This is a genomic window from Anaerobutyricum soehngenii (assembly GCF_009697165.1).
Taxonomy (GTDB): Bacteria; Bacillota; Clostridia; order Lachnospirales; family Lachnospiraceae; genus Anaerobutyricum; species Anaerobutyricum soehngenii.
Genome location: NZ_VULP01000045.1, coordinates 1 through 11098, shown reverse-complemented (window position 1 = coordinate 11098; position 11098 = coordinate 1). Strand labels below are relative to the sequence as shown.

The following is an 11098-nucleotide window of genomic DNA, read 5'->3' as shown; positions in this document are numbered from 1 at the left end:
TGAGAAATTCTTGCCTATATTTTCTTGGCAATGATACCAATTTGTTTCATATCGACAGATGTAATTCGTTGCTGTTGCAATAAAATGTGACAGCAACGTTTCTTTTTGTTGTGCAAACTGTATAAATATAAAAAATATCTGATTGATAATTGCTATATGACGGAGTATAATTATAATTAAATACACTGGAAAAATGGAGGAATTACATGAAAGCACATAAATATTGGTCAGTAGGAGCATTAGTCACAATGCTTGGGACCTTTTACACTGGATATAAAAAGCTAAACTCAAGTCACAAATACTTTGCTTTAAGTTCCATGTTATGTATGGTAATGGCGATATATACAGGTCATAAAATGATTACCGGGAATAGGAAAGAAAAGGCAAAAAAAGAGAAAGTTACAGAGGGTGAGGAATAAATAATGCTGGAAGTAGGAATCAAGGCACCTGATTTTGAGTTGCCAGATCAAAATGGGAAAATACATAGATTATCGGATTATACAGGAAAAAAAGTAATTTTATATTTCTATCCCAAGGATAATACAGCAGGATGTACGAAACAGGCATGTGGCTTTTCTGAGCGTTATCCACAGTTTACTGAGAAGGGAGCTGTTATTCTCGGAGTAAGCAAGGACTCTGTAGCGTCTCACAAGAGATTTGAAGAAAAATACGGACTGGCATTTACGCTATTAGCAGATCCGGAGCGTAAAGTTATTGAAGCATATGATGTCTGGAAAGAAAAGAAAAATTATGGAAAAGTATCTATGGGTGTAGTAAGAACTACATATCTTATTGATGAGCAGGGAATCATTATAAAGGCAAATGATAAAGTCAAGGCGGCAGATGATCCTGAAAATATGCTTAAGGAATTGGCATAATGAAGATTATTTTATCACCTGCAAAAAAGATGATTGTAGATACCGATAACTTAGCACCGGTTGAACTGCCTGTCTATATTGATAAGACAGCAGAAGTATTAAACTGGATGAAAAGCAAATCAAAAGAAGAACTGAAAGCTATCTGGAAATGTAATGACAAGATTGCAGAGCAGAACTTTAACAGATTGGAAAATATGGATCTTTATAACAGGCTTACTCCGGCTGTTTTAGCATATGAAGGGATTGCATTTCAATATATGGCACCATCTGTGTTTGAAATCCAGCAGTTTGAGTATTTGCAAAATCATTTAAGAATCTTGTCTGCGTTTTATGGCATTTTAAAACCAATGGATGGTGTGACTCCTTATCGTCTTGAAATGCAGGCAAAGGTTGGAATTGGAGATGCAAAAAATCTGTATGAGTACTGGGGAGAATTGTTATACCGCTCAGTAATCGATGACAGTAGGATTATCATTAATCTTGCATCAAAAGAATACTCAAAATGTATAGAAAAGTATCTGACACCACAGGACAGATATATTACGATTGTATTTTGTGAGTTATCAGGAGATAAACTGGTGACAAAAGGTACATATGCTAAGATGGCACGTGGTGAAATGGTTAGGTTCATGGCTGAAAATAGTATTGAAAATCCTGAGGATATTAAGAAATTTGATAGACTAGGTTATTCATTCCGATCTGATTTATCATCATATGCAGAATATGTTTTTGAACGGAAAAAAGAATAATTAAATGATTAATTTAAATAAAAGGCAGTCTGTAATGTTAATTTATTATGATAATAAGAGCTGTTTCTGTTATTAATTGACAATAGATTAAAATAGGCATATAATTCTAACTAATAATAAATCCTAATAAAGGAGAGTGGATAATAAATAGAAGAAGCACAATTCAGAAAGATCTGCTAAGAAATACTGTATCTGAGATGAAAAAGCATGTTTCAGTAAATGAAGTTTATGACCTTATAAAAGAAAGGTATCCTACAATTGGAAAAGGAGCTGTTTATAGAAATCTTGATATATTGGTAGAGTAAGGTGCATTTAGAAAGATTGAAGTCCCGGATGGACCGAACAGATTCGATTTCATATTGAAAAACACTACCATGTCAGGTGTGTAGAATATGGTGAGATTTCAGATGTGGATATGGACGAAATATCGGACTTGTTATAAAAAAATCATAATACTCATGAAATTGAATTTTTAGATTATGATATTTCATTTAAAGGTATTTACCCAAAATGCAAGGAGGAAAATTATGGATGAGAAAGCAATGTATAAGCTGAGTTATGGATTGTTTGTATTGACTGCCAAGGAAGATGAAAAAGACAATGGATGTATTATTAATACAGCAATTCAGGCGGCTTCAGAACCAAACCAACTAAGTATCTGTGTTAATAAAGCAAATTATACGCATGATATGATCAAAAGAACTGGAAAATTTACAGTATCAGTTCTGAGTCAGAGTGTGGAGTTTGAATTATTTAAACATTTTGGCTTCCAATCAGGGAGAAATATCAATAAGTTTGAAGCATTTGATAAGTGTGCCAGGAGTACAAATGGTGTTTATTATATTACGGAAGGGACAAATGCATACATTTCTGTAACTGTTAATAAAACAGAAGATTTAGGTTCACATACGATGTTTATCGGTGAGATAACCGATATGGAAACTTTAAGTAATGTTCCTTCAGTTACATATGAGTATTACCAGAATAATATAAAACCTAAGCCAAGGGAAGTTGGAAAAACCGATGATGGTCAGACAATATGGCGTTGTAGGATTTGCGGATATGAATATGTAGGTGAAGAATTACCCGATGATTTTATATGTCCTATATGCAAACACCCGGCATCAGATTTTGAAAAAGTAGTTAAAAAATGGAGGTAAATGAAATGGCTACAAACAAATACACAGGAACACAGACAGAGAAAAATTTACAGGAGGCATTTGCGGGAGAGTCCCAGGCAAGAAATAAGTACACTTTTTTTGCTTCTGTTGCAAAGAAAGAAGGCTATGAGCAGATGTCTGCACTATTTTTAAAAACAGCTGATAACGAAAAAGAACATGCTAAGATGTGGTTCAAAGAATTAGCGGGAATTGGTGATACAAAAGAAAATTTAGCAGCAGCTGCCGAAGGTGAGAATTACGAGTGGACAGACATGTATGAAGGTTTCGCTAAAACAGCTGAAGAAGAAGGTTTTCCAGAGCTTGCTGCTAAATTCAGAGCAGTAGGAGAGATTGAGAAGCATCATGAGGAAAGGTACCGTGCACTTCTTAAGAATATTGAAACAGCACAGGTATTTGAAAAGAGCGAAGTTAAGGTATGGGAATGCCGTAACTGTGGACATGTTGTGGTAGGAACAAAGGCACCTGAGATATGTCCAGTATGTAACCATCCACAGAGTTATTTTGAAGTACGTGAAGAGAACTATTAAAGAGAAGAGATTATTATAAATAAGCAAGTGATTATTAAAAAAAGCAGTAATGATAGGCTGTGGTTTTGTTGGTTCTGCATCAATTGGTGAAGAAGCATTAAAGTTAAAAAAATCGGCGGCTGCTTTGAAAAAGTTACAGAAATAATTGGATTTTAAATTTTAAACATAGGAGATAAAAAAGATGGAAGTAAAATATTATGTATGCAATCATTGTGAGAACATTATTGAAATGGTAAAGGATAAAGGTGTACCCGTGATTTGTTGCGGAGAACCTATGCAGGAATTAAAAGCAGGAGTGACAGATGCTGCTGTTGAGAAGCATGTACCTGTATATACAGTGGAAGGTAGTCATGTTCATGTTGTAGTCGGAGAGACAAAACATCCTATGTTTGAAGAGCATTTTATTGAGTGGATTACATTAAGTACCAATCAGGGAATATATAGAAAACAGTTAAATCCAGGGCAGGAGCCAGTAGCAGATTTTTGTCTTTGCGATGGTGAATTGGTAGAAGAAGTATATGCGTATTGCAACCTGCATGGATTATGGAAATGCTAAAAACACTTGACATTCGTGCTAAGATTACAAAATAATTCAGATACAACAGTAATATATGCTGTGTATTAATATATTTATAAGGAGTAACAAACTAATGAAATATGTATGTGACGTTTGCGGATGGGAATATGATGAAGAAGAAGGTTATCCTGAAGGTGGTATTGCACCAGGAACAAAGTGGGAGGATGTTCCGGAAGATTTTGAATGCCCATTATGTAATGTTGGAAAAGATCAGTTTTCAGAAGTTGAATAAAATTCTGATTATTTAAATAAGGATAGATAAACAAAAACCCTGGTGCGTGTGAGCAACAGGGTTTTTTATTGCGATAGTCTGTGATGATATCACAGAAAATGATTTACCTTTTGCTTATAATGTAACTACAAACAAAGTAAGGAGGTAGTCTAAATGAGATTAAAAGATAAAGTTGCAATCATTACGGGAGGAAGCCGTGGTATAGGATTTGCTACAGCTGATAAATTCTTGAAGGAAGGTGCTTCAGTTGTATTGGCAGCAAGTTCACAGGAATCGGCAGATGTTGCTGTAGATAAATTAAAAGAAAAATATCCTAATGCAATAGTTGCTGGAATTAGTCCAAATCTGGCAAGCATGGAGTCTGTCAGAAAGGCTTTTAAAGAGGTAACTGAAAAATATGGATGTGTCGACATACTGGTAAATAATGCAGGGATTTCAGAAAACACCCCATTTATGGATTATACAGAGGAGACTTTCGATAAAGTCATGGATCTAAATGTAAAAGGAGTATTTAATACTACTCGTATAGCAGCAGAATGTATGGTGGCAAGAGGCAAGGGGGTCATTCTCTCAACTTCTTCCATGGTGAGTATTTCGGGACAGCCAAGTGGGTTTGCTTATCCGGCATCGAAGTTTGCAGTAAACGGATTAACTGTATCATTAGCAAGAGAACTAGGACCTAAAGGTATTCGTGTTAATGCTGTTGCACCTGGGATTACAGAAACTGATATGATGAAGGCCGTGCCAAAGGAAGTTATCGAACCTATGATTGAAAGAATTCCATTGCGTCGTCTTGGACAGCCAGAAGATATTGCCAATGCGTTTGTGTTTCTTGCTTCAGATGAGGCGAGTTACATTACGGGTGTTATATTAAGTGTAGATGGTATGGCAAGAAGTTAAGTTAATGAGGTATGGTGATGTAATCACGGAAAATAAATGAAATTAAGACTATAATAAATCTACAAAAAGAAAAAGATAAGGAGGACTGTAAAATGTCTGCTATTAATATCAATAAAAATAATTTTCAGAACGAAGTACTGAATTCCGATAAACCCGTTCTTTTAGATTTTTGGGCATCTTGGTGTGCACCTTGCCGCATGGTAGTACCTATTGTAGAGGAGATTGCAAGTGAGCGTAGAGATATTAAAGTAGGAAAGATTAATGTAGATGAAGAGCCTGAACTGGCAAATAAGTTCAGTATTATGAGCATTCCGACTTTAGTGGTTATGAAGAATGGGAAGATTGTACAGCAGGTTTCAGGGGCGAGACCTAAGAATGCGATTTTAGAAATGCTTTAGGGAAGTGTGCTAATGGGATTTTTTGATCTCTTTAAACAGTCGAATATTAATCAAGGCATAGAAGAATATAAAAGGACTGATGATGCAGTTCTGCTGGATGTACGTACACCGCAGGAATAATCAGGAAGGACATATACCAGAAAGTAAAAATGTGCCGTTGCAGCAACTTGACAATATTGCTTCTGTAGCGTGGGATAAGGATATCCCACTGTTTGTATACTGTTATTCCGGTTCACGAAGCCGCCAGGCAACTGGGATACTGCAACGAATGGGATATTCTAAAGTAAATAATATCGGTGGCATTGCAGCTTACTCAGGAAAGGTGGAAAAATAAGATGAAGGTAATAATTGTAGGCGGTGTAGCCGGAGGAGCTACAGCCGCAGCAAGAATACGCAGACTGAATGAACATGCTGAAATTACTGTGTTTGAAAGATCCGGATACATATCCTATGCAAATTGTGGACTTCCATATTATATTGGAGACGTGATCACAGACCCGGAAGAACTTACACTACAGACACCAGAGAGTTTTTTTAAACGCTTCCGTATTAACATGAAAATTCATCATGAAGTTATCTCCATACATCCGGAACGTAAAACGGTTTCAGTGAAAAATTTAGAGAATGGTGAGATATTTGAAGAAAACTATGATAAGCTGATCCTCTCTCCAGGTGCAAAGCCAACACAGCCGAGACTTCCCGGAGTAGGTATTGATAAACTTTTTACACTTCGTACTGTAGAAGACACTTTTCGGATAAAGGAATATATAAATAAGAATCATCCAAAATCGGCTGTATTGGCAGGTGGCGGTTTTATTGGTCTGGAACTGGCAGAAAATTTGAGAGAGCTTGGCATGGATGTTACGATTGTCCAGCGGCCTAAGCAGCTGATGAACCCTTTTGACCCGGATATGGCATCCATGATCCATAATGAAATGAGAAAGCATGGGATAAAACTGGTACTGGGCTATACAGTAGAAGGATTTAAAGAAAAAGACAACGGAGTGGAGGCCCTGTTGAAAGATAATCCATCCCTTCAGGCTGATATGGTAGTTCTGGCAATCGGAGTCACACCAGACACAGTATTAGCAAAAGAAGCCGGTCTGGAACTTGGCATCAAGGAAAGTATTGTAGTGAATGACAGAATGGAAACCTCTGTACCGGATATTTATGTTGCAGGTGATGCAGTTCAGGTAAAACATTATGTTACGGGTAATGATGCGCTGATTTCTTTGGCAGGACCAGCCAATAAACAGGGCAGAATCATCGCTGATAATATTTGTGGTGGTGATAGTCGTTACCTGGGCAGTCAGGGAAGCTCCATTATAAAAGTGTTTGATATGACAGCAGCCACTACAGGTATCAATGAAACCAATGCCAAAAAGTCAGGATTAGAGGTAGATACAGTAATTCTTTCTCCTATGAGTCATGCCGGTTACTATCCTGGTGGAAAAGTGATGACCATGAAGGTGGTTTTTGAAAAAGAGACCTATCGTTTGCTTGGCGCTCAGATTATTGGATATGAAGGAGTTGATAAACGTATTGATGTGCTGGCAACAGCAATTCATGCAGGGCTGAAGGCAACCCAGCTGAAGGATTTGGATCTCGCATATGCACCGCCTTATTCCTCTGCCAAGGATCCTGTAAATATGGCCGGATTCATGATAGACAATATAGCAAAAGGTACCTTAAAACAATGGCATCTGGAAGATATGGATAAGATTTCTAGAGATAAAAGCGTTGTGTTGCTGGATGTGAGAACTGTAGGTGAATTTAACATGGGGCATATGGATGGATTCAAAAACATTCCTGTAGATGAACTAAGGGAACGTATCAATGAAATTGAGAAGGGAAAGCCTGTTTACCTGATATGCCAGAGTGGGCTGCGAAGTTATATTGCCAGTCGTATTCTGGAAGGAAATGGATATGAAACATACAACTTCTCCGGCGGATTCCGCTTCTATGATGCAGTTGTCAATGACCGTGCGCTGATTGAAAAGTCATATGCATGTGGTATGGATTATTAAAAATAATCATAATATTTTTATAATTTTCTCGTAATATAAAAAGATCCCCCATTTATTAGAATGGCTTTCATAATTCTGATAAATGGAGGATTCTTCTTTATATGTTACAGAAAAACAATTTTATGACCTTTGGAGTGTTTCCAGTCTTTTTGGATCAAGGATTGTGATTTTGCCGCGGGAGAGTTTGACGAGACCCTCGCCTTGAAAGTATCGAAGCATTCGAGTGATAACTTCCCTGTGGGAACCAAGATGATTAGCAATCGTCTCATGAGTGATTTTCAGCTCGTTTGTTCCTTCGATAGAGGTCTCTTCTAAAAGAAATGAAGCAACACGCTTATCCAAACTCTTCCACATGATTTGTTCAATCAGCCACATGACATCAGAAAAACGGGTAGCCATTAACTCATTGGTATAGTTTGCGACGGGTGCAGATTCCTTCATAATGCCCTTATAGATTTCAGCAGGGATGATCCAAAGATCAGTATCTTTTTCTGCTTCAATGGTTACTTCAAATTGAATGGAGCGTATGATACATGAGGCGGATAAAAGACACATATCCATATCGAACAGACGGTAAAGTGTAATCTCTCGTCCTTCATCTGAAAGTATGTAAGTTCGAAGCTGCTCGGATTTAACCAGTAATAATCCGGTACAATCCAGGTTTCCGTTGTGAATGATCGTTCCTTTTTTTACATTCCGTGTAATCAAATTGTCTGAAATTAGTTTTTTCTGTGCTGTATTTAAGTCATTCCATAGTGGAAAATAATTCTCAAAGCTCATAATAGTTATCTCCTTTGAACATAGTATACTTAATTTTTTGAGACGCGTCAACTATATAGCTGACATATGCCACAAATAAAAATAAAAAGATGCACAATAAAACACATCGTTCTTTTGTGTGATATCATCATGAAAACAAGATTTTTTGTGCAGAGAAGATAGATATTTTATCACAGCATCTATTAGGAATTATTAATGATGTGCTGGATATGAGTAATATTGAAGCAGGGAAAATAGTCTTTAAGTATATAGATTTTTACCTTTTAGATTTTATTACTAAATTCAATACCATATTCCATTCACAGATAGCTGAGAAAAATCAGACGCTTACTGTCGCAAAAGAAAACATCTAGCATGAATGGATGAACGAGGATTAGGTTCATCTGATGTAAATTTCAGAAACTTACTTTCTAATGCAATGAAATACACACAGGAAGGTGAAAAATTCAGTTTCTGCTAGAAGAATGTGAGACAAAGTCATCTGTCTATGCAAAGTACCGTTTCTTAGTCAGAGATAATGGCATGGGTATGTCAGCAGATTTCAAAAGTAAAATTTTTGATCCGTTTCCCCATGCTGAGGGTTCTGTGACTAATAAGATACAAGGAACCAATCTTAGAATGGCTATTACCAGAAATCTGGTTGGTACCATTGATATGGAGAGTGAACTGGGGCAGAAAAGCTGTTTTGAGGTTCTCATAGATTTGAGAATTGCAGAAGATAGATTTGTTTCTTCAGCAGTACGGGAAGAAAAGAATGAAAAGGTTGATAGTATCCTTTAAGGAAAGAGATTATTGTGTACGGAGGATAATGAATTGAATGTAGAGATATTAAAGGAACTGTTAAAGATAGAAAGTGCAGAGTGCACAATCTGTGAGAAAGGTGAAAAAATTTTAGAAGAATTTGAATATTATGATCTAGGAGAGTATGATATGATTCTGATGGATGTACAGATGCCTGTCGTGAACGGTTATGAGGTAACAATGGCAATCCGCAGGAGTTCCTATGAACTGGAAAAGACGATTCCGATTATTTTTATGACTGCCAATGCATTTTCAGAAGATATACAGCATTCTCTGGCACTTGGTATAAATGCTCCTGTTTAGAACTATCTATTTCCTGATAGATCCTTCTTTTTTTGATTTTTTCAAAATTATATGGCATTTTTTACTCTCACATATGTGATTAGTAGAAAAATAATTTTCTGTGAAAGTACCGTCCAAATATACTCTGAAGCTTGCAGTTAGTGAAGGAATATTTCATTTATGCGAAAAAACTTGTAAAAGAGGTTGCTAAATACCCTATCAAAAGCTTTATAGGTAGAGTAACAAAATTTTTTCATATTTTTTTCAAAAGCATGTCTGATTTTATCTTTTCCAATACAGAATAAGTGATGGTATTAACAAAAGTAAAAGAAAAAATAATAAAAATAGAAAAAATAAATGTTCGTATTTAATTTATTGACTATACTAATATTATTCGGTATAATTTTGTTATAAAGGAGGGGAGAAAATGATAATTAAAAAAAGAAAATTATCTGAGCGGAAACTTATGGCTTTATCTTGTGGAAGTTATTTATTGGGGATTGTGTGTATGACTATTTTAGGATATTTTTATGATAAAATACCATACAGAAATCTCTTATATATTATTCCGATTTGTTTATTACTATTTGGAGCAATTTTTCATGTATGCTTCATATTATGTATCCAATTTTTCTAATTGAATGGAAAGAAGTATCAAAAAAAGATATAAAAGAAATGACTACGAAAAAAGAATAGGAATAGATTAAAAATCCAGGGCAATGTGTAATTTTTTCAATATACTATTCAACCCTTTTTATTTTTAAAAATATACTTCTGGATTTGAAACTAAATACTTGCAAAGTAAGTATCTAATAATTTTCTATCATTACAGGTACAATAGAATAATGTAATGATGGAAATGAGGTGTATTTACTTGCATATAGAGAAGTATGTTGCGAAGAATATAATTTCTTTGTGTGAAAAGCGTGACATCAGTAAATACCGATTATCGCAGTTGTCCGGGATTTCTCAGTCTTCGCTTAGCAGGATTATGACGCAGGAAAGTCTGCCGTCATTGATTACTCTTGAAAAAATATGTGTAGCTTTGGGAGTAACTTTATCACAATTTTTCAGAGAAAAAAATCCAGTAGATTTAACGGAATCACAAAAAGAAATACTTAAAATATGGGACAATTTAAGCACGAAAGAACAGGAGACAGTTTTAGCGATGCTTAGAGGTCTTCAGAAATGAAGAAACAGTTCAAACATATATGTTTGGCTGTTTCTTTTTTTGTGCGAACAAAGAGCAAGTTAGCTGTAATTTTAATTGTATAAAATTGAAATATTTATAAAGAAATTAACAAGAAAGATAATATCTTCATCAGCATCTACAGCATAACTGTTTTCTAATGAATTCTCTTTGTGAAATTGTGAATAGGTATAAGTTTATACCTTTTGAAATTAGATATGGGATGTAATAAAAGATTCTCTACCTGAGATTGTTAGACGAAATTTAAGCTATTTGTGCTAGAATTAATTTTATATGCTTAGAGGATAAATTGCTCATGTGAAAGGTAAAATGGATTTTAGGGTTGATTTTCGTTAATTTAGTTAAGGGATATATGAAAAGTGAAAAGACAGAAAGAAAATGTGATACATCTTCAATCTGCCTTTGAGAAAATTATTATTGAATTATAGAGTGAATAATCCGGGTTCCGTGTCCCTGCTGTCCGGACTCAGGAAACCGCAAATCCGTTTTTAAGGAAACCGCCATTCCGGTGGTGGAAACCTTTATCATAAATTCTTAGAATGTAACTATGCACCCC

General features: G+C 35.5%; 14 protein-coding genes and 2 pseudogenes. 15 read left to right on the top strand and 1 reads right to left on the bottom strand.

All coding sequences use genetic code 11. From position 1 onward, the window contains the following. Nucleotides 1-206 precede the first annotated feature (206 nt). The 12 genes and pseudogenes from FYJ25_RS13950 (at nucleotide 207) to FYJ25_RS13895 (ending at nucleotide 7469) form a co-directional block, all read left to right on the top strand. Nucleotides 207-419: a DUF6219 family protein gene (locus FYJ25_RS13950; protein ID WP_005351472.1), complete on the top strand. Its 213-nt coding sequence runs from the start codon at nucleotides 207-209 to the stop codon at nucleotides 417-419. 3 nt (nucleotides 420-422) lie between these two features. Beyond that, nucleotides 423-878: a thioredoxin-dependent thiol peroxidase gene (gene bcp, locus FYJ25_RS13945; RefSeq protein WP_055183217.1), complete on the top strand. Its 456-nt coding sequence runs from the start codon at nucleotides 423-425 to the stop codon at nucleotides 876-878. Further along, nucleotides 878-1627, top strand: coding sequence for a peroxide stress protein YaaA (yaaA, locus tag FYJ25_RS13940; protein ID WP_154581561.1), 750 nt, complete (start codon nucleotides 878-880; stop codon nucleotides 1625-1627). The genes bcp and yaaA overlap by 1 nt, the downstream gene beginning before the upstream one ends. Nucleotides 1628-1767: 140 nt before the next feature. Then, nucleotides 1768-2162: pseudogene (locus FYJ25_RS15090) on the top strand (Fur family transcriptional regulator). Then, nucleotides 2155-2787, top strand: coding sequence for a flavin reductase (locus FYJ25_RS13930; RefSeq protein WP_044923703.1), 633 nt, complete (start codon nucleotides 2155-2157; stop codon nucleotides 2785-2787). Before FYJ25_RS15090 ends, FYJ25_RS13930 begins: the two are co-directional and overlap by 8 nt. A 5-nt stretch (nucleotides 2788-2792) precedes the next feature. Beyond that, nucleotides 2793-3335 (top strand): rubrerythrin, encoded by a 543-nt coding sequence (rbr, locus tag FYJ25_RS13925; protein WP_044923706.1) that lies wholly within the window; start codon nucleotides 2793-2795, stop codon nucleotides 3333-3335. Nucleotides 3336-3516: 181 nt separating this feature from the next. Beyond that, nucleotides 3517-3891: a desulfoferrodoxin family protein gene (locus tag FYJ25_RS13920; RefSeq protein ID WP_154581560.1), complete on the top strand. Its 375-nt coding sequence runs from the start codon at nucleotides 3517-3519 to the stop codon at nucleotides 3889-3891. Nucleotides 3892-3985: 94 nt separating this feature from the next. Further along, nucleotides 3986-4144: a rubredoxin gene (locus FYJ25_RS13915; protein WP_005339874.1), complete on the top strand. Its 159-nt coding sequence runs from the start codon at nucleotides 3986-3988 to the stop codon at nucleotides 4142-4144. 153 nt (nucleotides 4145-4297) lie between these two features. Next, entirely contained in the window at nucleotides 4298-5044 is a 747-nt protein-coding gene (locus FYJ25_RS13910; RefSeq protein WP_055183213.1) for an SDR family NAD(P)-dependent oxidoreductase, read from the top strand. Between the two features lie 92 nt (nucleotides 5045-5136). Continuing rightward, on the top strand, nucleotides 5137-5442 hold the full coding sequence (gene trxA / locus FYJ25_RS13905; RefSeq protein WP_005421612.1) for a thioredoxin: 306 nt from the start codon (nucleotides 5137-5139) through the stop codon (nucleotides 5440-5442). 12 nt (nucleotides 5443-5454) lie between these two features. Next, nucleotides 5455-5776: pseudogene (locus FYJ25_RS13900) on the top strand (rhodanese-like domain-containing protein). A gap of 1 nt (nucleotide 5777) precedes the next feature. Further along, the gene (locus tag FYJ25_RS13895) at nucleotides 5778-7469 is read left to right on the top strand and encodes an FAD-dependent oxidoreductase (RefSeq protein WP_154581559.1); all 1692 of its coding nucleotides are present in this window, start codon (nucleotides 5778-5780) and stop codon (nucleotides 7467-7469) included. Between the two features lie 120 nt (nucleotides 7470-7589). Here FYJ25_RS13895 and FYJ25_RS13890 read toward each other — a convergent pair whose 3' ends face one another. Then, nucleotides 7590-8249 carry a Crp/Fnr family transcriptional regulator gene (locus FYJ25_RS13890; RefSeq protein ID WP_154581558.1) on the bottom strand — a complete coding sequence of 220 codons (660 nt, stop codon included), beginning with the start codon at nucleotides 8247-8249 and terminating at the stop codon, nucleotides 7590-7592. A gap of 522 nt (nucleotides 8250-8771) precedes the next feature. Between FYJ25_RS13890 and FYJ25_RS14930 the strand changes: the two genes are divergently transcribed. The 3 genes from FYJ25_RS14930 (at nucleotide 8772) to FYJ25_RS13880 (ending at nucleotide 10524) form a co-directional block, all read left to right on the top strand. Continuing rightward, a complete protein-coding gene (locus tag FYJ25_RS14930) occupies nucleotides 8772-9029 on the top strand; it encodes an ATP-binding protein (RefSeq protein WP_320069928.1) in 258 nt (85 codons plus the stop codon). 33 nt (nucleotides 9030-9062) lie between these two features. After that, nucleotides 9063-9353 (top strand): response regulator, encoded by a 291-nt coding sequence (locus FYJ25_RS14925; protein WP_334292101.1) that lies wholly within the window; start codon nucleotides 9063-9065, stop codon nucleotides 9351-9353. An 853-nt stretch (nucleotides 9354-10206) separates the two neighbouring features. After that, nucleotides 10207-10524 (top strand): helix-turn-helix domain-containing protein, encoded by a 318-nt coding sequence (locus FYJ25_RS13880; protein ID WP_243145759.1) that lies wholly within the window; start codon nucleotides 10207-10209, stop codon nucleotides 10522-10524. The last annotated feature ends 574 nt before the right edge of the window (nucleotides 10525-11098 follow it).

Bases quoted from the DNA above. Each gene is read 5' to 3' on its own strand.
- FYJ25_RS13950 (WP_005351472.1), top strand. From the start codon at position 207: ATGAAAGCACATAAATATTGGTCAGTAGGAGCATTAGTCACAATGCTT.
- bcp (WP_055183217.1), top strand. From the start codon at position 423: ATGCTGGAAGTAGGAATCAAGGCACCTGATTTTGAGTTGCCAGATCAA.
- yaaA (WP_154581561.1), top strand. From the start codon at position 878: ATGAAGATTATTTTATCACCTGCAAAAAAGATGATTGTAGATACCGAT.
- FYJ25_RS13930 (WP_044923703.1), top strand. From the start codon at position 2,155: ATGGATGAGAAAGCAATGTATAAGCTGAGTTATGGATTGTTTGTATTG.
- rbr (WP_044923706.1), top strand. From the start codon at position 2,793: ATGGCTACAAACAAATACACAGGAACACAGACAGAGAAAAATTTACAG.
- FYJ25_RS13920 (WP_154581560.1), top strand. From the start codon at position 3,517: ATGGAAGTAAAATATTATGTATGCAATCATTGTGAGAACATTATTGAA.
- FYJ25_RS13915 (WP_005339874.1), top strand. From the start codon at position 3,986: ATGAAATATGTATGTGACGTTTGCGGATGGGAATATGATGAAGAAGAA.
- FYJ25_RS13910 (WP_055183213.1), top strand. From the start codon at position 4,298: ATGAGATTAAAAGATAAAGTTGCAATCATTACGGGAGGAAGCCGTGGT.
- trxA (WP_005421612.1), top strand. From the start codon at position 5,137: ATGTCTGCTATTAATATCAATAAAAATAATTTTCAGAACGAAGTACTG.
- FYJ25_RS13895 (WP_154581559.1), top strand. From the start codon at position 5,778: ATGAAGGTAATAATTGTAGGCGGTGTAGCCGGAGGAGCTACAGCCGCA.
- FYJ25_RS13890 (WP_154581558.1), bottom strand. From the start codon at position 8,249: ATGAGCTTTGAGAATTATTTTCCACTATGGAATGACTTAAATACAGCA.
- FYJ25_RS14930 (WP_320069928.1), top strand. From the start codon at position 8,772: ATGGGTATGTCAGCAGATTTCAAAAGTAAAATTTTTGATCCGTTTCCC.